Raw genomic sequence first — 23315 nt, forward strand, 5'->3', positions numbered from 1 at the left:
ATGGCTACGCTTGAAATCCGAGACCTGCACGTCACCGTCGAGGCCGACAACGCCGAGAAGGAGATCCTCAAGGGCGTCGACCTCACCGTGAAGCAGGGCGAGACGCACGCCATCATGGGCCCCAACGGCTCCGGCAAGTCGACCCTCGCCTACTCCCTCGCGGGTCACCCGAAGTACACCGTCACCGGCGGCACCGTCACCCTCGACGGCGAGGACGTCCTGGAGATGTCCGTCGACGAGCGCGCCCGTGCCGGCCTGTTCCTCGCCATGCAGTACCCGGTCGAGGTCCCCGGCGTCTCGGTCTCCAACTTCCTGCGCACCTCCGCCACCGCCGTCCGCGGCGAGGCCCCCAAGCTGCGCACCTGGGTCAAGGAGGTCAAGGAGGCCATGGAGCGCCTCAACATGGACCCCTCCTTCGCCGAGCGCAACGTCAACGAGGGCTTCTCCGGCGGTGAGAAGAAGCGTCACGAGATCCTTCAGCTGGAGCTGCTCAAGCCGAAGGTCGCCATCCTCGACGAGACCGACTCCGGCCTCGACGTCGACGCCCTGCGCGTCGTCTCCGAGGGCGTCAACCGGGTCCGTGAGTCCGGCGAGGTCGGCACCCTGCTGATCACGCACTACACGCGCATCCTGCGCTACATCAAGCCCGACCACGTCCACGTGTTCGCCAACGGCCGCATCGTCGAGTCCGGCGGCGCCGAGCTGGCGGACCAGCTGGAGGCCGAGGGCTACGACAAGTACGTGAAGGGTGGCGCATCCGCGTGACACAGCTGCCGGGCCTCCTCGACACAGAGGCGCTCCGCAAGGACTTCCCGATCCTGGACCGCGTCCTGCACGACGGCAAGAAGCTCGTCTACCTGGACAACGCGGCGACCTCGCAGACGCCGCGCCAGGTGCTCGACGTGCTCTCCGAGTACTACGAGCAGCACAACGCCAACGTCCACCGCGGCGTGCACGTCCTCGCCGAGGAGGCCACGGCGCTCTACGAGGGCGCGCGGGACAAGGTCGCCGAGTTCATCAACGCGCCCAGCCGCGACGAGGTGATCTTCACCAAGAACGCCTCCGAGTCCCTCAACCTCGTGGCCAACATGCTGGGCTGGGCCGACGAGCCCTACCGCGTGGACCACGAGACCGAGATCGTCATCACGGAGATGGAGCACCACTCCAACATCGTGCCGTGGCAGCTGCTGGCGCAGCGCACGGGCGCGAAGCTGAAGTGGTTCGGCCTGACCGACGACGGCCGTCTCGACCTGTCCAACATCGACGAGATCATCACCGAGAAGACGAAGATCGTCTCCTTCGTGCTGGTCTCCAACATCCTGGGCACGGTCAACCCGGTCGAGGCCATCGTGCGCCGCGCCCAGGAGGTCGGCGCGCTGGTCTGCGTCGACGCCTCCCAGGCCGCTCCGCACATGCCGCTGGACGTGCAGGCGCTGCAGGCCGACTTCGTGGCCTTCACCGGCCACAAGATGTGCGGCCCGACCGGCATCGGTGTGCTGTGGGGCCGCCAGGAGCTGCTGGAGGACCTGCCTCCGTTCCTCGGCGGCGGCGAGATGATCGAGACGGTGTCCATGCACTCCTCGACCTACGCGCCCGCGCCCCACAAGTTCGAGGCGGGCACCCCGCCGATCTCCCAGGCCATCGGCCTGGGCGCGGCGATCGACTACCTCAGCTCCATCGGCATGGACAAGATCCTCGCCCATGAGCACGCCCTCACCGAGTACGCGGTCAAGCGGCTCGTGGAGGTGCCGGACCTCAGGATCATCGGCCCCACCACGGCCGAGGACCGGGGCGCGGCGATCTCCTTCACGCTCGGGGACATCCACCCGCACGACGTGGGCCAGGTCCTGGACGAGCAGGGCATCGCGGTCCGGGTGGGCCACCACTGTGCCCGGCCCGTCTGCCTGCGGTACGGAATTCCCGCGACCACGCGAGCGTCGTTCTATCTGTACTCCACGCCGGCCGAGATCGACGCTCTGGTGGACGGCCTGGAGCACGTACGGAACTTCTTCGGCTGAGGGGTTGGCGAGCGATCGCATGAAGCTGGACTCGATGTACCAGGAAGTCATCCTGGACCACTACAAGAACCCGCACGGGCGGGGCTTGCGGGATGGCGACGCCGAGGTGCACCACGTCAATCCGACGTGCGGTGACGAGATCACCCTCCGCGTGAAGTACGACGGCACGACCATCAAGGACGTGTCGTACGAGGGCCAGGGCTGCTCCATCAGCCAGGCTTCGGCCTCCGTACTGAACGAACTGCTGGTCGGCAAGGAGCTGGCCGACGCGCAGCGGATCCAGGAGACCTTCCTGGAGCTGATGCAGTCCAAGGGCCGGATCGAGCCCGACGACGCGATGGAGGAGGTCCTGGAGGACGCGGTCGCGTTCGCCGGTGTCTCCAAGTACCCGGCGCGGGTGAAGTGCGCCCTCCTGAGCTGGATGGCGTGGAAGGACGCGACGGCCCAGGCCCTGGACGGAGCCGACGCCGAAAGGAAGACGGCATGAGCGAGACCGTTGAGATGAAGCCGGCCTCGGAGGAAGAGCTCCGTGAGGCCCTGATGGACGTCGTCGACCCGGAGCTCGGCATCGACGTCGTCAACCTCGGGCTGATCTACGGCATCCACGTCGACGAGTCCAATGTGGCGACCGTCGACATGACCCTGACCTCGGCGGCCTGCCCGCTGACCGATGTCATCGAGGACCAGGCCAAGTCCGCCACGGACGGCCTCGTCAGCGAGCTGCGCATCAACTGGGTCTGGATGCCGCCGTGGGGCCCGGACAAGATCACGGACGACGGCCGCGAGCAGCTTCGGGCGCTCGGGTTCAACGTCTGAGACCTGCCTGTTCGTACGAAGAAGCGGCGATGCCCCTCGGGGCGTCGCCGCTTCTTCGTCTGCGGCCTCAGTTCAGCCGGAACGCCGAGTCCGCGAGGTACAGCCCGCTGGACTGGTAGAGGTCCAGCCGGAGTTGGAAGTTCTTGTGGCGCAGGAAGCGGCCCGGGTAGTTCACCGACTCCAGCATGACCGCGCCCGCGTGGGCGGCGTCGCGGGCGCAGAAGGTGGCGTCCTGGGCGAACAGCCCGGACCCGTCGTCGCGTTCGGCGCGCAGGACGAAGTCGCGGTGGCGCAGATAGCGGCCGTCCGCCGTGGCGAAGGAGTAACAGGACGGCTTCGCCAGGCCCTTGCGCAGGGTGTACGTGTCCGGGGACCCGGTGAGCCGGACGAGACCGCCGCTCACCTGCCAGCCGCGGTCGGGGAAGTTGACGGAACGGACCGAGCGCTCGGTGGCGGTCGGCACGGGGGCGGGGGATGAAGGGGAGGCCGTGGCCGAGGGCTCGGCGGCGGCACTGGTCTTCTCGTGGTGCTTCGGCTCTTTCTCCGTGGGGGAGGGGGACGCCGTACGCTCCGCCGACTCGGACGCCGGTCCCGAGGGCGAGGGCGAGTCACTGGCGTAGGAGATCAGGCCGGGCGGGGCGGCGGTGGCGGAGGCGGACGACGAGCCGGCCGGGTCGTCGGCGGGCCTGCGCGTGACGACGATCGCCGTCACGCAGGTGGCGACGGTGGCCAGCGCCAGGGCACCGGCCAGCCACAGGCGGCGGGTGCCCGGTATACGGGAGGTGTCCGCAGCCCAGCCGCCCTCCCAGGGACGGTCCTGAGGGGGCCGGGACGTGTCGTGTGGCATGCGCTTCCTTCGCGGCCCAGGGGGTGAACGGGGCCACAGTAGTGGAGAGTTGAGGCCGTCGAGCACGCGTGTGACCAAATTGAAGCGAGCGCTTTCTGGGAACACCGCCGCCGGGTCACGGCATCGTTGTGTACACACGTACATAACGTTGTGTACGCTCGTACGCATGGGATACGTGACGCTGGCCGGCGCCATCGCCGCCGAGGTGGCCGCGACCACCGCGATGAAGTACAGCGACGGCTTCAGCAGGCTCTGGCCCTCGCTGCTGACCGGACTCGGGTACGTGATCTCCTTCGTACTGCTCGCCCAGACCCTGAAGACCGTCGGCATCGGCGCCGCGTACGCCATCTGGGCCGGGGTCGGGACCGCGAGCATCGCCGTGATCGGACTGCTGGCCTTCGGTGAGGCACTGACCCTGGCGAAGGTCAGCGGGATCCTGCTGATCGTCGCCGGAGTGGTGGTCCTCAACCTCGGCGGGGCGGCGCACTGATGGCCCGGCGCTACGACCCCGAGCGGCGGCAGCGGATCATCGACGCCGCGATCCGCGTGGTGGGCAGCAAGGGGCTCGCGGGCCTGACCCACCGCTCGGTCGCGGCCGAGGCGGATGTCCCGCTCGGTTCGACGACGTACCACTTCGCGACCCTCGACGAGCTGATGGTGGCCGCGCTGCGGCAGGCCAACGAGGGCTTCGCCAAGGTTGTCGCCGCGCGCGGCGGCCTCACCGACCCGTCCGTCGACCTGGCCGGCGAACTCGCGGGCTGGATGGGCGAATGGCTCGCCGGTGACCGTACGGGTGTGGAACTGGAGTGCGAGCTGTACCTCGCCGCACTCCGCCGCCCCGCCCTGCGCCCGGTCGCCGCCGAGTGGGCGGCGGAACTCGCGGAGCTGATCGGCCGCCGCACGGACCCGGTCACCGCGCGGGCACTGGTGGCGCTGATGGACGGCATCTGCCTCCAGGTCCTGCTCACGGGCACGCCCTACGAGGAGGAGTACGCGCGCGACATCCTCGACCGGGTCGTCACCGGGGCCGCGCCCGGCACGTGAGATGCCGGGTACACCGGTTCGCCCCGGTGGCCCCCGCCAAGTTAGGTTGCCCTCATGACCGACACGACTGCACCCAGCACCACCGGCGCCGTTGCCGCCGGCCTCGCCACGATCGCCGCCGACGGCACCGTCCTCGACACCTGGTTCCCCGCGCCCGAGCTCGCCGCCGAGCCCGGCCCGTCCGGCACGGAGCGGCTGTCCGCCGAGCGGGCCGTGGAACTGCTCGGCGAGGGCGCGGCGAAGGCGATCGGCCCGGACGCCCGCCGCGGTGTCGAGGTGGTCGCGGTCCGCACGGTCATCTCGGCCCTGGACGCCAAGCCGATCGACGCCCACGACGTCTACCTGCGGCTGCACCTGCTCTCCCACCGCCTGGTCAAGCCGCACGGCCAGAGCCTGGACGGCATGTTCGGCTTCCTCGCCAACGTCGCCTGGACCTCGCTCGGCCCGGTCGCGGTCGACGACATCGAGAAGGTCCGCCTCAACGCCCGCGCCGAGGGCCTGCACCTCCAGGTGACCTCGATCGACAAGTTCCCGCGCATGACGGACTACGTGGCCCCCAAGGGCGTCCGTATCGCCGACGCCGACCGCGTCCGCCTCGGCGCGCACCTCGCCGAGGGCACGACGGTCATGCACGAAGGCTTCGTCAACTTCAACGCGGGCACCCTGGGCACCTCGATGGTGGAGGGCCGTATCTCCGCGGGCGTCGTCATCGGCGACGGCTCCGACATCGGCGGCGGCGCCTCCACGATGGGCACCCTCTCCGGCGGCGGCAACGTCATCATCTCCATCGGCGAGCGCTGCCTGATCGGCGCGGAGGCCGGTGTGGGCATCGCGCTGGGCGACGAGTGCGTGGTCGAGGCGGGCCTCTACGTCACCGCCGGCACCCGCGTCACCATGCCCGACGGCCAGATCGTCAAGGCCCGCGAGCTCTCCGGCGCCTCCAACATCCTCTTCCGTCGCAACTCGGTCACCGGCACGGTGGAGGCCCGACCGAACAACGCGGTGTGGGGCGGGTTGAACGAGATTCTGCACAGCCACAACTAGCCTCACCGGCTGCAGACCGACAGGGGAGCCCCGCGGCACCGGCGCCGCGGGGCTCCCTTTGACGTGTCACAGGCCCGCCGCGAACTCCTTGAGCACCGCGAAGTCCGGGTCGCGCAGGCCGATTCTCGGGTTGACGTGGTGCAGGAGGGCCGGGGCGGGGTGGTGGGTGGTGGCGTACTCGCTGTCCGGGGCGGTCTGTTCGTCGTCGATCCAGGCGAAGGGGCGGCCCCGGGCGTACTCCACGAGGGCGGGTGTCTTCCAGTGGACGCCGTCCGGGCGCTGCGCGAACAGGTTCTCGCCGAAGTCGACGTAGGGGAGTTCGGGGAGACCGATGACCGGGGCGATCCACTGGTTGGCGGCGGCCATCCAGGTCGTCGCCCAGCACAGCTCGTAGTCGAGGGCCAGCAGGGACGGGCCGTGGGCGGGGTTGAGCCAGACGCGCAGGGGGCGGCGGTGGTCGGGCTGGGGGACCCGGATCGTGGTGTAGCCCTCGGGGCGGCGTTCGGGCTGGGCCGCCCAGGGGTTCAGGGGGCCGTCGACGTCCAGGAACAGGAGGGGGCGGGGCATGGGGGCACCGTAGGGGAGGGGTGGTCCTGGGGGCCCGGGATTTTTTTGGGGTGGTGGCATAGCTGGGGGTGGTGGGGCGCGTCAGTGGGGGTGGAGGGGCGGGCGTGGGGCTCGGCCGGGGAAGTGACGGTGACGATGGATGGCGAGGCGCAGGAGCGTTTCCGGGAGTTCGTGGAGAGCCGTTCGTCCGCGCTGCTGAGGACCGCCGTGCTGCTCAGCGGCGGCGACCGGCACGCCGCGGAGGATTTGTTGCAGAACGCGCTGATCAAGGTGGCCGGGCGCTGGAACCGGATCGACGAACCCGAGGCCTACGTACGGCAGATCCTGTACCGGCAGCAGGTCAGCCGCTGGCGGCTGAAGTGGCGGCGGCGGGAGGTGACGGTCGCCGAGCCGCCCGACACCGGCGCCACGGCCGACGACTCCGCCGCCGAGCTGCGGCTCGTCATACGCGGCGCGCTCGCCCGGCTCACCGCGCGGCAGCGGTCGGTGCTGGTGCTGCGCTACTTCGAGGACCTGCCCGAGGCCGAGGTGGCCCGGATCCTCGGCTGTTCCGTGGGGACTGTACGGTCCACCACCCACCGCTCGCTGGCCCGGCTGCGCGCCGTCGCGCCCGAACTGGCCGGCCTCACCGTGCCGGAGCCGATGCCCGGCCTGTCCCCCTTGGAGGTACGTCCGTGAATGTCGAGGAACTCGTCCAGGACACCCTGCGGGACCTGGCCGACGAGCAGCCCCCGGCGCGCCCCGGGCTCGCCGATCGCGTACTGGTCGCGCGTCGGCGCAGGCGTACGCGCCGGGTTGCCGCAGTGGCGGTGGCCACCGCCGCCGTGGTCGCCGTGACGGTGGCCGTGCCGCAGTTGGTGGAGGGCAGCGGCCGGGACGATGACCGGCGTGCCGCTCAGGTGAGGAGTCAGCGGGATCCGTCGGCGCCCAGGAAGGGGATCGCCGTCGGGCAGACCGTGCTCGCCACCTACTACACGCAGAAGCTGGTGGCGAAGGGCAAGGGCGAGGGGGTCGTCGAGCGGACGTACTGGCTGCTCGATCCCCGCACCAACACCTATCGCGAGGACGGCCGTTGGTCCTACGTCGCCGTCGCTCCGGGTGCCAGGACCGCCGCCGTCCTCGAACGGGACCTCCCCGCGAACCGGATCGGACTGCTCGACCTCGCGACGGGGGAGGTCGAGCGGTGGATCCCGGTCGAGCGGGGGATCGGCGGGCTGGCGTACTCCAGCGACGGGAGCCAACTGGTCGCGACGACCTACGACGAGCATCCCGACCTCGGGGAGCGCGTCCAGACCGAAGGCGAGAAGGACTCCCCCCTCACGCTGGTCCAGCGGAACGGCACGACCCGGACCGGGTTCTTCCTCGTGGACGTCGCCGGGGGCACGGTCGTCGGGCCCTGGCGGGAGGTCGAGGCCGGACGTGATGTCTGGGGGCGCGCGGACTTCGCCTTCACCCGGGACGATGCCCGCCTGTACGCGCGTGTGGTCGGGGGGCAGGACGGCTTGGAGAAGTTCTACGACCTGTCCGACGGTGATCAGGTCGAGCCGCCCGCCGACGAGAAGCACCTGCGCTGGGACGTACCCGCCAGGCTCTCCCCGAACGGCGAACTCGCCGCCCTGGGGCTGACGAAGGAGGTCGACGGCAAGCCCGGCGAGCCCGGGAAGTCGTACTCCTCGATCCGTGATCCCCGTACCGGTGCGGAGATCACCAAGGTGCGGGGTGGGCATCTGCTCGCCTGGGCGGACGACCGGCGGCTGTTCGCCTGGGAGCGGACCACGGGACTGAACGACGGCGACGGGTACAAGGACCGGCTGGTCATGGTCACGATCGGGAGCGACACCATCGTGCCGCTGAGCGGGGAGCGGGATCCGGACGACGGGTTCGAGCGGACGTGGGAGCCCGTGTTCGTGACGCGCTGATCACGTCCCGGCGATCAGTTCCTCGTACGTCGCCCTCAGCCCGTCGGCCGTCTCCCGGTCGGCGGGCCGCAGGGGTGGGCGTACCGGGCCCGCGGGGAGGCCGAGTCCGTTGAGGAGGGACTTGGCGGTGACCGTGCCGGGCAGGCCCGCGCACATCATCGACTCGATGAGAGGGGTCGCCCGGTGCTGGAGGGCGGCGGCCTCCGCGGTGCGGCCCGCGTCGAAGGCGTCCAGTACGGCACGGAGTTGGGCCGGGGCCGCGTTCGCCACGGTGCTGATGCAGCCCGCGCCGCCGACCGCGTACAGGGCGAGGATGTGTTCGTCGCAGCCCGCGTAGTAGGCCAGGTCGGTACGGGAGATGACCTTCTGGGCGGCGAGGAAGTCGTAGGAGCAGTCCTTCACCGCGACGATCCTCGGGTGCTCGGCGAGTCGGAGCATGGTGTCGGCTTCGATGCGGACGCCGGTGCGGCCGGGGATGTCGTACAGCGTGAGCGGGAGGCCGCAGGCGTCGGCGATATGCCGGAAGTGGGCCTCCAGGGCGTCCTGCGGGGGTCGGCTGTAGTAGGGCGCCACCACCAACAGGCCGTCCGCCCCCGCCTTTTCGGCGGCCAGGGCGAGTTCGGTGGTGTGGCGGGTGTCGGAGGTGCCCACTCCCGCGACGACGGATGCGCGGTCGCCGACGGCTTCCCCTACCGCGCGGACGAGGTCGGTCTTCTCCTCGTCCGTGGTGGTGGGGGACTCGCCCGTGGTGCCGGACAGGACCAGGCCGTCGCAGCCCTTCGACACCAGGTGCTCCGCGAGGCGTTGGGCGCCGGGCAGGTCCAGGGCGCCGTCGGCGGTGAAGGGGGTGATCATGGCGCAGAGGGTGCGGCCGAAGGGGGTGGTGGTTGGCTTCATGGCTTGTAGTCTCGGGCGGGTGATGGTGTAGCTCCACTTAAATTTCGTGAGAAGTATTGTTAAGTGGCTGTGGGGGGCGGGTGGCTCGGCGGCCACCTGCCCTATGTCCAAAGTGGGCGTCATGGGTCACTATGGGCCGGACGGTCAACGACCCCTGGTCCTGGAGGCGTCATGAAGCTCGGTAAGGCACTGGCCACCGGATTCGCCGAGGAGCGGCCGCAGGTTCACGACGAAGTGCCGGAGACCCCGGTGGCCGAAGCCGTGGAGACCGAGGAGCTGGCGGCTCCCGAAGAGGTACCGGTCGCCCGATGAGGCTGCGGCTTCCGGAGGAACGTCCTGCGGAGCCGCCGACCGGGTACAAGATCGCCTACCCCGTGCTGTCCTCGGACGGTACCCGGGCCGGGTTCACCGGTGTGTCGCTCGGCGGCGCGCTGCCGTACGGAGTGGTGGCCGACGCGTCCTGTGTGTACGGGCTGCGGCACCCGGCGCCGCATCGGCGGTGCGACTGCGGCTTCCACTGCGTGCACGACCGTGCGGCGGCGGAGGGCTTGCTGTGCACGGCGGAGCATCGCGGGGCGGTGCTGCTGGAAGTGACCGTGCTCGGGCGGTACCTGCGCTTCGAGCTGGGGTTCCGGTACGCGCGGCAGCGGGTGCGCGTGGTTTCCGTGCCCGCCTGTGCCTGCGGGGCGGGGGCGGTCGCGCTGGCCGACGCGGGGTGGGGGCGGCCCGGGTGGGTGGGGCTCGTCCCGTCCTGCGCGGGGTGTCTGCGGGGGCGCAGGTCTGTCTCGCCGGAGTCCTTCGAGCGGCTCGCGGGAGACGGGGTGCGGGTCGTCGCGGAGGCGGCCGGGGCTGCCGTCGACGGGCTGGGGGTGCGGGAACTCGCCGCGGAGGCCGCGCTGTTGCAGGCGCGTCTGGACTGGTTCCAGGTGCAGTTGGCGGAGTTGGGGGAACGGGGGGAGTGGAGCGGGGGGTGAAGGGGCTTCGCCCCTTCGGCCTCGGGCGGTGCTCATCGGCCTCGGGCGGTGCTCATCGACCTCGGGTGGTGCGCTTCGACCTCGGGTGGTGCGCTTCGGCCTCGGGCCGTGCTCTTCGGGCGCGGGCGTTGTTCTTCGGGTGCGGGCCGGTGGGGGCTGGTCGCGCGGTTCCCCGCGCCCCTATTCGCCTTCGGCGTCCGCCGGGGTCGGCCTTGTCGTCAGGATGCCCCTCGCCTGGTTCGCCGCTGTCGTGATGCTCTCCGTGATGAAGTCCAGGAAGCGGGCGATGTTCTCCAGGCGGACGGCAGCCGGGGTGTCGGGGCCCAGGATGCCCACGCCCTCCCGTGCCGTCGCGGCGATCTGGGCCGTCCCCCGGGCGCTGGCGATCATTGACTGGTACCAGACGTCGTCGTCCACCACGTACCGGTCCCGCCGCCGCTCGTCCCGCTCCCGGCGGATCAGTCCCTGACTCTCCAGGAACGACACCGCCTTGGAGACCGACGCCGGGCTGACCCGCAACCGCCGTACGAGTTCCGACGCCGTGAGGCTGCCCGAGTCGCTGATGCACAGGCAGGCCATCACCCGGGCCATCATCTTCGGCGTACCCGACTGCATGAAGACCGTCGTCAGCGCCTCCTCGAACGCCCGTACCGCCTCCGTGTCCCGCCTGTTCGGCTGCGGTGCCGTGCCCGACCCCTTCGGCGCCGTCTGCCTGCGCCGGTGCGCGCGCCGCTCCGTAGCGCGCTGGGCCAGGTCGGCGCGGTACCCGGTGGGGCCGCCGTTGCGCATCACCTCGCGGGTCACCGTCGACGTCGGCCGCTCCAGCCGCCGGGCGATCTCGGCGTAGGCCAGGCCGTCGGCCAGCCCCAGCGCGATCTGCTGACGTTCCGCCTGGGTGAGTCGGCCTCCCGGCATCGCGGTCCTCTCCTGGCTGCTTGTTTTGAGTCGGTGGTGTGGTCGTGCGGTGCTGCGAGCATAGCGTTCGTTCCCTTTTTATTGCAACGAATGGGCTTGCGGGCGTTGCGTTTTTTCGTGATTCGTTGCAATGAAATCTATCCTTTGACCTGCGTTGATGGACTATTTATGCAACGGACTCATTGATGGAATCGTGAATGCAACGTAGCGTTTTCATCATCGGAAAACATCAGGGAATCACCAGGAGCCCACATGCCCCGCCCCGCCATCTCCGTCCACGGACTGCGCAAGTCCTACGGCGACCGAACCGTCCTCGACGGAGTCGACCTCACCGTCCCGGAAGGCACCGTCTTCTCCCTGCTCGGTCCGAACGGGGCCGGCAAGACCACCGTCGTCAAGATCCTCTCCACGCTCATCTCCGCCGACCCGGACAGCGGGCCCGTCCACATCGGGGGGCACGACCTCGGGACCGAGGCGCAGGCCATCCGTGGCGCCATCGGAGTGACCGGGCAGTTCTCGGCCGTGGACGGGCTGATCACCGGCACCGAGAACATGCTCCTCATGGCCGACCTGCACCACCTCGGCAAGCGCGAAGGGCGCGCCGTGGCGGCCGAGTTGCTGGAGCGGTTCGATCTCGCCGACGTCGCCGACAAGCCCGCCGCCACCTACTCCGGCGGCATGAAGCGGCGGCTCGACATCGCCATGACCCTGGTCGGCAGCCCGCGGATCATCTTCCTCGACGAGCCGACCACCGGACTCGACCCCCGCTCCCGGCACACCATGTGGCAGATCATCCGTGAGCTGGTCACCGGCGGCGTCACCGTCTTCCTCACCACCCAGTACCTGGAGGAGGCCGACGAACTCGCCGACCGCATCGCCGTCCTGCACCACGGCACCATCGCCGCCGAAGGCACCGCCGAGGAGCTGAAGCGGCTCGTCCCGGGCGGGCACGTCCGCCTCCGGTTCACCGACCCCGCCGCCTACCGGGCCGCCGTCACCGCCCTGGGCGAGGGCACCCGCGACGACGAGAGCCTCTCCCTCCGCCTGCCCAGCGACGGCAGCCAGCGCGAACTGCGGTCCCTCCTGGACTGGCTGGACTCCGCCGGAGTCGAGGCCGACGAGCTGACCGTGCACACCCCCGACCTCGACGACGTCTTCCTCGCCCTCACCGACGGGACCCGCGTCCCCCACCAGTCCAAGGAGACCGCCCGATGAGCACCTTCTCCCTCGCCGTTCGCGACTCGTCCACGATGCTGCGGCGCAACCTCCTCCACGCGCGGCGCTACCCGTCGCTCACCCTCAACCTCCTGCTCACGCCGATCATGCTGTTGTTGCTCTTCGTCTACGTCTTCGGCGACACCATGAGCGCGGGCATCGGCGGCGGCGCTCCCGACCGTTCCGCGTACATCGCCTATGTCGTCCCCGGGCTGCTGCTGATGACCATAGGGAGCACGACGATCGGTACCGCGGTCTCCGTCTGCAACGACATGACCGAGGGCATCATCGCCCGCTTCCGCACCATGGCCATCCACCGGCCCTCGGTGCTCATCGGGCACGTCGTGGGCAGTGTGCTCCAATGCGTCGTCAGTGTCGTCCTCGTCGGTGCGGTCGCCGTGGCCATCGGATTCCGGTCCCACGGCGCGGGGCCCCTGGAGTGGCTCGCGGCCTTCGGGCTGCTCGTGCTGTTCGCCACCGCGCTCACCTGGATCGCCGTCGGTATGGGTCTGATCAGCCCGAACGCGGAGGCCGCCAGCAACAACGCGGTCCCGTTGATCCTGCTGCCGCTGCTGTCCAGCGCCTTCGTGCCGCTGGACGCGATGCCGGGCTGGTTCCGGCCGGTCGCCGAGTACCAGCCCTTCACCCCGGCCATCGAGACCCTGCGCGGACTCCTGCTCGGCACGGAGATCGGCCACGACGGGTGGCTCGCCCTCGCCTGGTGCCTCGGGCTCACGGTGCTCGGCTACTTCTGGGCCACCTCGAAGTTCGACGCCGACCCGAAGTAGCGGCGCGCCACCTCAACCCGCCCCGCAAAGCCCTCACTTGACCTCAACCAAGCTTGAGGGCCGAGGGTGATCCACGTAGGCGCGAACGACGTCCGATCACCCCGTGCAGGAGGCCATGCCATGACCCGTCGTACCCACACCCATCCCGACCTCACCCGGCCCAGTGCCGACGCCCCCTTCTTCAGCCACTGGCAGGTGGGCACCCCCGAGCGGCAGGCGGCCACGGTCGAGGCCGTCGCCCGTGCCTGGGAGCGGCGGCCCTGGGGGAGCCCCGAGCTGCTGAGCTACCACCTCTACACCGGGCTCGACGGCAGCTCGCTGATGCACCACTCCCAGTGGCGTTCGGAGCAGGGGTACGAGGCTTTCGTCCGGACGCATCGGCAGGAGCGCAACGACGAGATCGACACCGCCGTGCCGGGGATCGAGCGGGTGCGGCTGGACCGGTACCGGCGGTACCGCAGCCATCCGCGCGCCGACGGCGACCGGCGCGTGGCCGGACTCGTCGTCACCGTGCGGATCGACTTCGACGCGGACGCCGCCGGGAAGCGGGCCGACTTCGTGGACCTGGTGCTGGAGACGCTCGCCGGGCCCGACGCCGATCCCGGGCTGATCGCCGCGCACTTCCACCTCAGTACCGATGGCACGCACGTGCTGAATTACGCCGAGTGGGAGAGCGGCCGTGCCTATGACGCGGCCATCGCCGGGCCCGAGTCGCCCGAATGGGCGCGCGTACGGACCTTCCCCGGCGTCAAGGGGTTCACCGGCAGGCGGTACCGGCACGCGCTCGGGCTTGAGCCGTAGGGCACGGTCCCGGCTCGCCGAAAAATCCACTCGCCTGGACAAAAAAAGTTTTCGGTGAGACGGTGGAGTCATGTTGGACGTGACCGTGATCGAGGACCCCGAGGCGGCGGCCGTCACCCTGGACCCCGTCCGGGCCCGGCTGCTCGCCGAGCTGGCCGCCGGCCCCGCGTCGGCCGCCATGCTCGCCGGGAAGGTCGGGCTGCCCCGGCAGAAGGTGAACTACCACCTGAAGACGCTGGAGCGGCACGGCCTGGTCGAGCTGGCCGGGGAGCGCCGCAAGGGCAATGTCACCGAGCGGCTGATGCGGGCGACCGCGGCGTCGTACGTCATCTCGCCGCTGGCCCTGGCCGCCGTGCAGCCGGACCCGGAGCGCTTCCGGGACCAGCTCTCGGCGCGCTGGCTGCTGGCGCTCGGCGCCCGGCTGGTGCGGGACGTGGGTTCGCTGATCACCGGCGCCGCCAAGGCGCGCAAGCGGCTCGCGACCTACGCCCTGGACGGCGAGGTGCGCTTCGCCTCGGCCGCCGAACGGGCCGCGTTCATCCAGGAGTTGACGGCCGGAGTCACCGCGCTGATCCAGAAGTACGACGCCCCGGACGCCGAGAGCGGCCGGGACCACCGGATCGTCGTGGCCGTCCACCCCACCCTCAAGACGCCACCCGAGACGACTCAGCCACCCGAGACGACACCGCCGGAGACCCCCGGCGAGATCTCGGCCTAGTTCAGGAGCCCGACATGCCCAAGGACGACAAAGCCCGGGAATTCGAGATCGCCCGCGAGTTCGAGGTCGACGCCACGCCGGAGGAGGTGTTCCGGGCCGTCACCGCCGGAACCGACGGCTATCTGTGGCCGATGGAGCCGCCGGAGCCCCGAGTCGGCGGCAGGGGCCCCTTCGGGTCCCTGGTCACCGCCTGGGACCCGCCGCACCGCTACGCCAACCTGGTGGAGAACGTCGAGGACATCGCCGTACAGACCCGCAACCAGCTCGACTACACCATCGAGGCCCGCGACGGCGGCAAGCGGGCCTGGGTGCGGTACGTGCACAGCGGGATCTTCGTCGACGACTGGGACAACCAGTACGACGGCGCCGCCAAGCACACCGACTTCTATCTGCACACCCTGCGCGAGTACCTCACCCACTTCGCGCCCCGCCCGGCCGCCTTCGCCACCTTCGACGGACCCGAGGCCGCCAAGGGCGCCGACGCCCTCGAAGTCGTCGCACGGGCGCTGGGAATCGGCCCGGACGCCGCCGTCGGTACGGAGCTGAAGGTGCACGGGCCCGACGAGTTCGACGCCGTGCTCGACTACCGCGACCCCTACTTCATCGGACTGCGCACCGGCCGGGGCCTCACCCGGATCTTCGGGCGCAACCACTGGGGCCACACGGTCGGGATCTCCCTGCACGACTTCACGCCCGGCACGAAGATCGAGGAGTGCGAGGCGGAATGGCAGGGCTGGCTGAACAAGGTGTTCAACCAGCCCTGACCGGAGCCGGGTTACGGCTTGAAGCGCAGCACCTGCGGGTCGTGGTCGCTGATCTGGTCGTTGAACTCCGCGTTGATGTGCACGCTGTCGTACTCCAGGTCGCAGCCGCGCCGGATCGACGGGCTGACCAGGATCTGGTCCAGGACCTGGCTGTTGCCCTGGTAGACGTACGAGTAACGCTCGCTCCTCGGCAGCGACTTGACCGCCGACCACAGGGCGCCGCCGCTCTCCAGGATCCTGGCGGTGCCGGAGAACTCGAAGTCGTTGATGTCGCCCAGGGCGATGACGCGCGCGTTCTTCTCGGTGGCCAGGACGTCCTTGACGAAGGAGTTCACCAGCGTCGCCTGCTGGTGGCGCTGGGTCTCGGAGCTGCGCGCCACCGGCTGGTACTGCGAGGTCAGCGAGTGGTCGCCGCCCTTGGAGTTGAAGTGGTTGGCGATCACGATGACCGTGCGGCCCCGGAAGACGAACTCGCCGACGAGCGGCTTGCGGCTGCTGGCGAACGCCTCGTTGGTGGGGTCGATACGGCCCGGGGAGACCGTCAGCGCGGCCTTGCCGCGGACCTTCTTGACGCCGACGGCCGTGGTGGCGTCGCCGCCCGCGCGGTCGGTGAAGGAGACCCGCTCCGGGTTGAACAGGAACACCTGGCGGATGTTGCCACCCGGCTCACCGCCGTCGGTGCCGTCCGCCGGGTCGACCCCGCGCCAGTCGTAACGCGGGCCGCCCGCGGCGACGATCGCGTCGATCAGCTTGCCCACTGTCTGGTCGGCGGCGACCACACCGTCGTTCTTCGAGCCCGTGTTGTCCTGGATCTCCTCCAGCGACACGATGTCGGGCGAGCGCAGGTTGTTCACGATCGCGGCGGCGTGCGCGTCGAAGGTGGCGTCGGACGGGTCGAGGTTCTCGACGTTGTACGTCGCGACCGCCAGCTCGCCCCGGCGCTGCTTCTCGGTGGTCTCGCGCTTGAGGTCACCGCTCTTGAGGGTGCCGAGCTGCGAGGCGACCAGGGTGTAGCCGCCGAACTGGTTGTAGTCCAGCGGGCCCGAGGTGGTGCCGGTGAGGGTGTCACCGACATTGGCCTTGGGGAAGTCGGCGGTCGAGCCGAGCGACTGGATCTGCAGCCGGCCGGTGTTCTGCGCGTCGTAGGAGCCGTAGACCGTGCCGCCGCGGCGGTTGGCGTGCTCGCGCGGCTTCACCGTGACCCACAGCTCGGTGTACGGGTCGGTGGCGCCGACCACGCGGGTGTCGGAGACCTGGACGTTCATGCCCTCCAGGGACTCGTAGCGGTCCAGGGCGTACTTCGACGGCCGCAGCGGCAGGGCGTTGATCGAGTTGTCGGCGGCGGTGTCACCGTCCGGGACATAGGCGTTCGGGACCGACTTGGCGTCGATGACCGTCGCGGCCGGGACCGGGTTGCCGCTGGAGACGACGGTGAACGTCGGCTTGGTGATCTCGGTCAGCGACTGGTTGCCGGACGAGGTGCCGCCGGGTACGAACTCCGAGACGGTGCCGGAGACCGACACCAGGTCGCCGACCGCCACGCCCTTGGGCGTGGAGCTGGTGAAGACGAAGACGCCCTCACTGGTGGCCGGGTCGGCGTCCGGGTTCGGGTCCTGGATCCAGAAGCCGCGGGACGAGCCGTAGGTGCGGATCCCGGTGACGACGCCGGTCACATCGGTGACCTGCTGTCCGGCGTACGGGGATATTCGCGTGGTGCCCTGGATGTCGTGGATGCGCACCGAATCGGCGTGCGCGGGCGAGGTCAGGGCGACGATGGACGTCGCGGAACAGACGGCGGCGACGGTGAGCGCGGCGAGGCGCGCGGACGACTTGCTCGGCAAGGGATCCCTCCGGGGACGTACGTGGGCGCCGGGACGAGGGTGGAGCGTGGTGAACGTGGGAGCCGCGACCGGTGAGGCGGCTGCGACGCGCGTAGAGATTCGGTGAACAGCTGTCCTATGAATTTCTACGCGCGTAATCTCCAGCCTGGTCAGGCCACTTGTCAAGGTTTCGGCCATGTACACCCGCCAACGGGTAGATGAACCGGGCGGCATGGGGCCAAAGCGGTCTAGGCTGAGCGGCTGAGTGGCACGACGCGTCCGAGGAGAACCAGCCGATGTCAGACAGCTCCCCCCTGCCGCCGGTACGGCTGCACCCCGAAGCGGAGCTGGCGCGGGACGCGTTGTCCACGCCCCTGCTCTCCCGGGCCGCCCGGCTGGCCCGCTGGGCCGGACCCGACACCCGCGTCGACGCGGGCGGCGGCCTGGTCGAGGAGCAACTGCCCGCCGCCGCCGAACTCCTCGGCCTCACCGGCGACGACGCCGCCGCCTACGCGAGCGAGGCCTGGCGCGTCGCGGTCGACGCCGGACTCGTGGAGATCGTCGACGAGGAGGAGGGCACCGTCGCGCCGGGCGCCGACCTGGCCCTGCTCACCGGCGGCACCCCGCACGACGTGCTCGCCGTCTGGCTGTCCGCGCTGGAGACGGTGCTCGCGGACGCCTCGGTGCCCGACCTCGACGACCTCCTCGACGCCGTGGACCTGGAAGAGGGCGGCGAGATCGACTTCTCCCGGCTGGAGTGGGACCCCGAGGCCGAGGCGGAGTTCCTCGACGGCGTCCTCGGCAACCTCTACCTGCTCACCGCCAGCGAGGAGGGCCCCGCCGACGCCTCCGTGCCGCTGCCCGCGCTGGCCGCCTCGGTCATCGTCCCCGCCGACATGGGCGAGCCCACCAACGACGTACTGGAACAGGTCTCCGACGCGATGATGCGCCTCGACGACCAGTTCCGGATGCTGGAGCCGGCCGGCCTGGTGGCGTACCAGCCGGTCGACGAGGCGCTGATGGCCGACGCCGACGAGGAACCCGCCGCGCCGGTCGACGACACCGACGTCACGCGCTACGGCATGGTCCGGCTCACCCCGCTCGGGCTGTACGGCCTGCGGGCCCGGCTGCTGGAGGCCGGCTTCACCGCACCGGCCGTCGGTGAACTCGCCGACAAGGGTGCCGACGTGCTGCTCGACGGCACCGCCGCCTTCCCGCCCGGTGCCGCGCAGGCGGAGACCGAGCAGTGGCTCACCCGGCGCGAAGTACTGCCCGCCGCACGGGAGTTGCTGGCCGCCGCCCGGGGCGCCGACGCGGGCGCCCCGCTGCGCAGGCTGCGCTGCCAGCAGGCGCTGTCCCTGGTGGGCGCCGAGGCGGAACCCGCGCTGCGGGAAGTGCTGGACGACCCGGAGCTGGGCGGCCTCGCCCGGGTCTGGCTCACCGAACGGGGCGCGCCGGACGTGCCCGCGCCGTCCGAGGCGATGGTGTACTGGCTGACCATCGACACGGTCGCCGCCCAACTCGCCGCCGAGGGCAACTCCGAGGAACTGCGCGCCCTGGTGGAAGGCCTCGCCCAGCAGCACAGCGGGTTCTTCGCGGCCGTATGGCGGGTGGACCACCCCGCCACCGCCGAGGTGCTGGAGGCGATGGGACGGCTGCACCCCGACAAGCGGATCGCGAAGGAGGCACGCAAGGCGGCCTTCAAGGCCCGTTCGCAGCCCTGAGGGGTGGAGTGCGGGCCCGATTAAATCCATCGCGCGCCGAATACCCCGCCTCCTACAGTGAGATCACGACAGCACGCACCTCCCGGTGCGAAGGCAGCGGCTACTTCTCTTGCAAAGAAAACAACGCCGCCGCCGAATTGATCTCGGGAGGCGCAGCTCATGGTGGGTGCCCGGTGCGCAGGCAACGGTTACTTCATTGGGATCAGAAGGTTGCGGGTTCGAATCCCGTCATCGACTTCGGGTCGGTGTAGCTCAACCGGATAGAGCATCTGACTTGTTCCGTCGCCGACTCCTGATCTCGGGCATCCTCCATTTGCTGTGCCTCCCTCCGTAACCACTGTGAATTCGGGGGGAATTCAGCATGTCCCGCTTCAACGTCCGCACCGCGAAGGCACGTCTCGCCTCCCGGATCACCTCGACCGGCCGGGTGCTGCGCACCTACGAGGGCGGCCGGGGCCACGAGCGCGACACGCGCTCGGAGCTCTTCCTGCTCGCGGTCGCCAACTTCGTCTCCCAGCAGACCTTCTACGAGTCCGGCGCCGACCGCGACGACCGGTTCCGCACCCTGGTGCGCGAGCTGGCGGTCACCGACCCGGAGTGGACCGCCGGTCTGCTCGGCTGGCTGCGCGGCGAGGGCAACCTGCGCACCGCGGCCGTCGTGGGCGCCGCCGAGTACGTCCGGGCCCGCCTGGACGCCGGTGCGACCGAGGGCCCGTCGAACCGGCGGGTCGTGGACTCGGTGCTCCAGCGGCCCGACGAGCCGGGCGAGCTGCTCGCGTACTGGACGGCGCACTACGGCCGCAACATCCCCAAGCCTGTCAAGCGGGGCATCGCCGACGCCGTACGGCGGCTCTACACCGGCAAGGCGCTGCTGAAGTACGACACCGCGTCCAAGGGCTACCGCTTCGGCGACATCCTCAACCTGGTGCACGCCGCGCCCGACCCGGCCAAGCCCTGGCAGGGCGAGCTGTTCAAGTACGCCCTCGACCGGCGCCACAACCCCGACACCGCCGTACCGCCCGCGTCCAGCCGGACCCTGGCCGCGCACCGCGAGCTGATGGCGCTGCCCGTCGAGCAGCGGCGTGCGGTCGTCACCTCCGACGGCGGCGCCGAGCGGCTCGCGGCGGCCGGGATGACCTGGGAGGCGCTGGCGGGCTGGCTCCAGGGCCCGATGGACCGGGCCGCCTGGGAGGCCGTGATCCCGTCGATGGGCCTGATGGCGCTGCTGCGCAACCTGCGCAACTTCGACGAGGCCGGTGTCTCGGACGAGGTCGCGGCGCGGGTCGCCGCCCGGATCAGCGACCCGGCGGAGGTCGCGCGTTCCCGGCAGTTCCCGTTCCGGTACCTGGCCGCCTACCAGCACGCGCCGTCGCTGCGCTGGGCGTACCCGCTGGAGCAGGCGCTCGGCCACTCGCTGGCCAACGTGCCCGCGCTGCCCGGCCGGACGCTGGTGCTGGTGGACCGCTCGGGCTCGATGTTCTACTCGCGGCTGTCGGACCGCTCGCAGCTCAACCGGGCCGACGCGGCGGCGATCTTCGGTACGGCGCTCGCGCTGCGGGCGGCGGACGCGGACCTCGTCGAGTTCGGTACGACGAGCCGGCGGCTGAGCTTCGGCAAGGGCGAGTCGGTGCTCAAGGTCCTGGAGCGCTTCGGCGACCTGGGCGGCACCGACACCACCTCGGCGGTACGGGCCCACTACCGGGGCCAGGACCGGGTGCTGATCGTCACGGACGAGCAGTACGCGTTCAACCGGCACGGCGGCCCGACCGAGCAGGTCCCGGCCCATGTCCCGGTCTACACCTGGAACCTCGCCGGTTACCGCGCGGGCCACGGCCCGTCCGGTGACGGCAACCGGCACACCTTCGGTGGCCTGTCCGACGCGGCCTTCCGGATGGTGCCGCTCCTGGAGTCCGCCCGGGACGCCGACTGGCCCTGGGTGGGCTGAGTCCGGGCCACCGAGCCCCGGTTCCCTTGAGCGTGGCCCGCACTTCACGGGGGTGCGGGCCACACCCTTGCCCGGACCCGGACTGACATCTAACATTTCAGTTCATGGAGGCCATCCGACCCGTCGGGCGCACCCTGCTCAGGGACCGCGCCTACACCGCCATCCGGGACGCCATCGTGGCCGGGGAGATCGAGCCCGGCGCCGTGGTGCGGGACGCCGATCTCGCCGAGCGGCTCGGGCTGTCCCGGGCGCCGGTGCGCGAGGCGTTCGCGCGGCTGGTGGACGAGGGCCTGCTGGAGAGCAAGCCGCAGAGCTATACCCGGGTGACCCCCGTCGTCGCCGCGGACGTCCGGGACGCGGCGGCGGTCGTCGGGGCCATGCACGAGCTGGCCACCCGGGTGGCCGTGCCCAGGCTGGGCGCCCCGGACATCGAAGCGATGCGCGAGGCCAACGCCCGGTTCGCCGACGCGGTCGGCAGCGGCGACGTCGACGCCGCCCTGCGCGCCGACGACGACCTGCACGAGGTGCTGATCCTGGCCTGCGGCAACCGCGCGGCGGCGGCCACCGTCGCCCGCTACACCCCGCTCATCCGACGTCTGGAACGACGGCGCTTCGGCGAGGGCGGCGCCTGCCGTTCGCCGGGGCTGCACGAGCGGCTGATCGCGGCGTGCGCGGACGGTGACACGGACGAGGCGGTCCGGGTCACGGCGGAGATCTGGCGGGGGCTGGAGGAGCTGGCCGCCGACTGAGTCGATCACGGAGGACCGTATGTCCCTTGATTCCTTCCAGCGTTACCCGCTCCTTTTCGGCCCCTCGCCGGTGCACCGGCTGGAACGGCTGACCGCCCACCTCGGCGGCGCCTCCGTGTGGGCCAAGCGGGAGGACTGCAACTCCGGGATCGCCTACGGCGGCAACAAGACGCGCAAGCTGGAGTACCTGGTCGCCGACGCGCTCGCCCAGGGCTGCGACACGCTGGTGTCGATCGGCGGGGTGCAGTCCAACCACACCCGCCAGGTCGCCGCGGTCGCCGCCCGGGCCGGGCTCAAGTGCGTACTGGTGCAGGAGAGCTGGGTGGACTGGCCGGACGCGGTCTACGACAAGGTCGGCAACATCCTCGTCAGCAGGCTCGCCGGGGCCGATGTCCGCCTGGTGCGGGCCGGGTTCGGCATCGGGTTCAAGGAGAGCTGGGAACAGGCGCTGAGGGAGGTCGAGGAGTCGGGCGGCAAGCCGTACGCCATCCCGGCCGGGGCCTCCGACCATCCGCTCGGCGGGCTGGGCTTCGCGGGGTGGGCGTACGAAGTCGCCGAGCAGGAACGCGAATCGGGCGTCTTCTTCGACACCGTGATCGTCTGCTCGGTGACCGGCTCGACGCAGGCCGGGATGGTCGCCGGGTTCCGGGCGCTGGAGGAGGCCGGGGGCCGTGCGCGGCGCGTCATCGGGGTGGACGCCTCGGCCGAGCCCACGCGGACCCGGGAGCAGATCGCGCGGATCGCCCGGAACACCGGGCAGTTGATCGGCGTACGCGAGGAACTGACCGTCGAGGACATCGAACTGGACGAGCGGTACCACGCGGGGACGTACGGGATACCCGACGAGTCGACCCTGGACGCGATGAAGCTCGCCGCGCGGACCGAGGGGATGGTCACGGACCCGGTGTACGAGGGGAAGTCGATGGCCGGGCTGATCGACCTGGTGTCGCGCGGGGAGATCGGGCGGGACTCGACGGTCCTGTACGCGCACCTGGGCGGGCAGCCCGCGTTGAACGCCTACAGCGCGCTGTTCTGAGCCGCTGGTACGGGGGCGCCCCTGCGCGAGGCGCCCCCGTCGTGCCGTTACAGCGCCTGGGCCGCGGGCTTGACCATGCCGCGGACGGTGCGGGACTTCACGAAGTCGCCCACCGCCGTCATCTCCCACTCGCCGGAGAACTGGCGGATCAGCTTGGCCATGATCACACCGGTCTGGGGCTCGGCGCCGGTGAGGTCGAAGCGGACCAGTTCCTCGCCGGTGGTGGCGTCCATCAGACGGCAGTAGGCCTTGGCGACCTCGGTGAACTTCTGCCCGGAGAAGGAGTTCACGGTGAAGACCAGGCCGGTGACGTCCTGGGGCAGCCGGCCGAGGTCGACGGTGATGACCTCGTCGTCGCCCGCGCCCTCGCCCGTGAGGTTGTCGCCGGAGTGGCGGATCGCGCCGTTGACGATCTGGAGCTTGCCGAAGTAGCAGCTGTCGATGTGGTTGCGCTGCGGGCCGTAGGCGATCACCGAGGCGTCGAGGTCGATGTCCTTGCCGCGGAACGCGGGCTCCCAGCCGAGGCCCATCTTGACCTGGGAGAGCAGCGGGCGGCCGCCCTTGATGAGGGAGACGGTCTGGTTCTTCTGGAGGCTGACGCGGCCCTTGTCGAGGTTGATCTTTCCGGTGCCGGGGGCGGCGGCCGGTGCCGCGGCGGGGGTGCGGCCGGGGGCGGCGGGGTCTGCATCTGGGGGGCGGGCGGGGCCGCGGGCG

Annotated in this window: 25 protein-coding genes and 1 pseudogene; 20 read left to right on the forward strand and 6 right to left on the reverse strand. The window is 70.8% G+C overall.

The genetic code is table 11. The features are described 5' to 3' along the window. The 4 genes from sufC to GA0115233_RS12860 are packed head-to-tail and all read left to right on the forward strand — an operon-like array spanning nt 1 to nt 2834. Complete coding sequence (sufC, locus tag GA0115233_RS12845; RefSeq protein ID WP_093720325.1) at nt 1-765, forward strand: Fe-S cluster assembly ATPase SufC; 765 nt, start codon at nt 1-3, stop codon at nt 763-765. Then, the gene (locus GA0115233_RS12850) at nt 762-2018 is read left to right on the forward strand and encodes a cysteine desulfurase (protein ID WP_093720326.1); all 1257 of its coding nucleotides are present in this window, start codon (nt 762-764) and stop codon (nt 2016-2018) included. Before sufC ends, GA0115233_RS12850 begins: the two co-directional genes overlap by 4 nt. Nucleotides 2019-2037: 19 nt before the next feature. Continuing rightward, nucleotides 2038-2505: a Fe-S cluster assembly sulfur transfer protein SufU gene (gene sufU / locus GA0115233_RS12855; RefSeq protein WP_093720327.1), complete on the forward strand. Its 468-nt coding sequence runs from the start codon at nt 2038-2040 to the stop codon at nt 2503-2505. Further along, nucleotides 2502-2834 carry a metal-sulfur cluster assembly factor gene (locus tag GA0115233_RS12860; RefSeq protein WP_093720328.1) on the forward strand — a complete coding sequence of 111 codons (333 nt, stop codon included), beginning with the start codon at nt 2502-2504 and terminating at the stop codon, nt 2832-2834. The genes sufU and GA0115233_RS12860 overlap by 4 nt, the downstream gene beginning before the upstream one ends. Nucleotides 2835-2901: 67 nt before the next feature. On the opposite strand, the gene GA0115233_RS12865 is transcribed toward GA0115233_RS12860, so the two are convergent. Next, nucleotides 2902-3681 carry an AbfB domain-containing protein gene (locus GA0115233_RS12865; RefSeq protein ID WP_093720329.1) on the reverse strand — a complete coding sequence of 260 codons (780 nt, stop codon included), beginning with the start codon at nt 3679-3681 and terminating at the stop codon, nt 2902-2904. A 166-nt stretch (nt 3682-3847) separates the two neighbouring features. Between GA0115233_RS12865 and GA0115233_RS12870 the strand changes: the two genes are divergently transcribed. From GA0115233_RS12870 to dapD, 3 genes are read left to right on the forward strand one after another with little or no spacing between them, the layout of a single operon-like run. Next, complete coding sequence (locus tag GA0115233_RS12870) at nt 3848-4171, forward strand: DMT family transporter (RefSeq protein ID WP_093720330.1); 324 nt, start codon at nt 3848-3850, stop codon at nt 4169-4171. Then, nucleotides 4171-4725, forward strand: a complete 555-nt coding sequence (locus GA0115233_RS12875; protein ID WP_093720331.1) for a TetR/AcrR family transcriptional regulator — start codon at nt 4171-4173, stop codon at nt 4723-4725. Before GA0115233_RS12870 ends, GA0115233_RS12875 begins: the two co-directional genes overlap by 1 nt. A gap of 54 nt (nt 4726-4779) precedes the next feature. Beyond that, on the forward strand, nt 4780-5769 hold the full coding sequence (dapD, locus tag GA0115233_RS12880; protein WP_093720332.1) for a 2,3,4,5-tetrahydropyridine-2,6-dicarboxylate N-succinyltransferase: 990 nt from the start codon (nt 4780-4782) through the stop codon (nt 5767-5769). A 66-nt stretch (nt 5770-5835) separates the two neighbouring features. Here the strand turns inward: dapD and GA0115233_RS12885 are convergent, their stop codons facing one another. Further along, the gene (locus tag GA0115233_RS12885) at nt 5836-6336 is read right to left on the reverse strand and encodes a hypothetical protein (protein WP_093720333.1); all 501 of its coding nucleotides are present in this window, start codon (nt 6334-6336) and stop codon (nt 5836-5838) included. A 135-nt stretch (nt 6337-6471) separates the two neighbouring features. Here GA0115233_RS12885 and GA0115233_RS12890 point away from each other — a divergent pair, with 135 nt between their 5' ends. Both GA0115233_RS12890 and GA0115233_RS12895 read left to right on the forward strand, forming a co-directional pair. Next, nucleotides 6472-7014 (forward strand): SigE family RNA polymerase sigma factor, encoded by a 543-nt coding sequence (locus GA0115233_RS12890; RefSeq protein ID WP_093720354.1) that lies wholly within the window; start codon nt 6472-6474, stop codon nt 7012-7014. After that, nucleotides 7011-8255 (forward strand): hypothetical protein, encoded by a 1245-nt coding sequence (locus GA0115233_RS12895; protein ID WP_093720334.1) that lies wholly within the window; start codon nt 7011-7013, stop codon nt 8253-8255. The genes GA0115233_RS12890 and GA0115233_RS12895 overlap by 4 nt, the downstream gene beginning before the upstream one ends. Here GA0115233_RS12895 and dapA read toward each other — a convergent pair whose 3' ends face one another. Next, nucleotides 8256-9152, reverse strand: coding sequence for a 4-hydroxy-tetrahydrodipicolinate synthase (dapA, locus tag GA0115233_RS12900; protein WP_093720335.1), 897 nt, complete (start codon nt 9150-9152; stop codon nt 8256-8258). A 171-nt stretch (nt 9153-9323) separates the two neighbouring features. Between dapA and GA0115233_RS40990 the strand changes: the two genes are divergently transcribed. Both GA0115233_RS40990 and GA0115233_RS12905 read left to right on the forward strand, forming a co-directional pair. Next, nucleotides 9324-9464: a hypothetical protein gene (locus GA0115233_RS40990; RefSeq protein WP_176711754.1), complete on the forward strand. Its 141-nt coding sequence runs from the start codon at nt 9324-9326 to the stop codon at nt 9462-9464. Continuing rightward, nucleotides 9461-10126, forward strand: a complete 666-nt coding sequence (locus GA0115233_RS12905; protein WP_093720336.1) for a hypothetical protein — start codon at nt 9461-9463, stop codon at nt 10124-10126. Before GA0115233_RS40990 ends, GA0115233_RS12905 begins: the two co-directional genes overlap by 4 nt. Nucleotides 10127-10306: 180 nt before the next feature. Here GA0115233_RS12905 and GA0115233_RS12910 read toward each other — a convergent pair whose 3' ends face one another. Beyond that, nucleotides 10307-11041, reverse strand: a complete 735-nt coding sequence (locus GA0115233_RS12910; RefSeq protein ID WP_093720337.1) for a GbsR/MarR family transcriptional regulator — start codon at nt 11039-11041, stop codon at nt 10307-10309. Between the two features lie 252 nt (nt 11042-11293). Between GA0115233_RS12910 and GA0115233_RS12915 the strand changes: the two genes are divergently transcribed. From GA0115233_RS12915 to GA0115233_RS12935, 5 genes are all read left to right on the forward strand, one after another. Next, a complete protein-coding gene (locus GA0115233_RS12915) occupies nt 11294-12256 on the forward strand; it encodes an ATP-binding cassette domain-containing protein (protein ID WP_093720338.1) in 963 nt (320 codons plus the stop codon). After that, the gene (locus GA0115233_RS12920) at nt 12253-13044 is read left to right on the forward strand and encodes an ABC transporter permease (RefSeq protein WP_093720339.1); all 792 of its coding nucleotides are present in this window, start codon (nt 12253-12255) and stop codon (nt 13042-13044) included. The genes GA0115233_RS12915 and GA0115233_RS12920 overlap by 4 nt, the downstream gene beginning before the upstream one ends. A gap of 120 nt (nt 13045-13164) precedes the next feature. Then, nucleotides 13165-13845 carry an antibiotic biosynthesis monooxygenase gene (locus GA0115233_RS12925; protein ID WP_093720340.1) on the forward strand — a complete coding sequence of 227 codons (681 nt, stop codon included), beginning with the start codon at nt 13165-13167 and terminating at the stop codon, nt 13843-13845. Nucleotides 13846-13915: 70 nt separating this feature from the next. Then, nucleotides 13916-14563: an ArsR/SmtB family transcription factor gene (locus tag GA0115233_RS12930; RefSeq protein ID WP_093720341.1), complete on the forward strand. Its 648-nt coding sequence runs from the start codon at nt 13916-13918 to the stop codon at nt 14561-14563. Nucleotides 14564-14577: 14 nt separating this feature from the next. Continuing rightward, complete coding sequence (locus GA0115233_RS12935) at nt 14578-15327, forward strand: SRPBCC family protein (RefSeq protein ID WP_093720342.1); 750 nt, start codon at nt 14578-14580, stop codon at nt 15325-15327. A gap of 11 nt (nt 15328-15338) precedes the next feature. Here GA0115233_RS12935 and GA0115233_RS12940 read toward each other — a convergent pair whose 3' ends face one another. Next, nucleotides 15339-17168, reverse strand: coding sequence for an endonuclease/exonuclease/phosphatase family protein (locus tag GA0115233_RS12940; RefSeq protein ID WP_093720343.1), 1830 nt, complete (start codon nt 17166-17168; stop codon nt 15339-15341). A 275-nt stretch (nt 17169-17443) separates the two neighbouring features. Between GA0115233_RS12940 and GA0115233_RS12945 the strand changes: the two genes are divergently transcribed. From GA0115233_RS12945 to GA0115233_RS12960, 4 genes are all read left to right on the forward strand, one after another. Then, entirely contained in the window at nt 17444-18871 is a 1428-nt protein-coding gene (locus GA0115233_RS12945; RefSeq protein WP_093720344.1) for a hypothetical protein, read from the forward strand. A gap of 361 nt (nt 18872-19232) precedes the next feature. After that, entirely contained in the window at nt 19233-20816 is a 1584-nt protein-coding gene (locus GA0115233_RS12950; RefSeq protein WP_093720345.1) for a TROVE domain-containing protein, read from the forward strand. 104 nt (nt 20817-20920) lie between these two features. After that, nucleotides 20921-21565, forward strand: coding sequence for a GntR family transcriptional regulator (locus tag GA0115233_RS12955; RefSeq protein ID WP_093720346.1), 645 nt, complete (start codon nt 20921-20923; stop codon nt 21563-21565). Nucleotides 21566-21584: 19 nt separating this feature from the next. Then, nucleotides 21585-22601: a 1-aminocyclopropane-1-carboxylate deaminase gene (locus GA0115233_RS12960; RefSeq protein ID WP_093720347.1), complete on the forward strand. Its 1017-nt coding sequence runs from the start codon at nt 21585-21587 to the stop codon at nt 22599-22601. Between the two features lie 47 nt (nt 22602-22648). Here the strand turns inward: GA0115233_RS12960 and GA0115233_RS12965 are convergent. Continuing rightward, nucleotides 22649-23315, reverse strand: a pseudogene (locus tag GA0115233_RS12965) (TerD family protein); the annotation flags it as partial.

Source organism: Streptomyces sp. DI166, from assembly GCF_900091315.1.
In the GTDB taxonomy this organism is placed as follows: domain Bacteria; phylum Actinomycetota; class Actinomycetes; order Streptomycetales; family Streptomycetaceae; genus Streptomyces; species Streptomyces fuscus.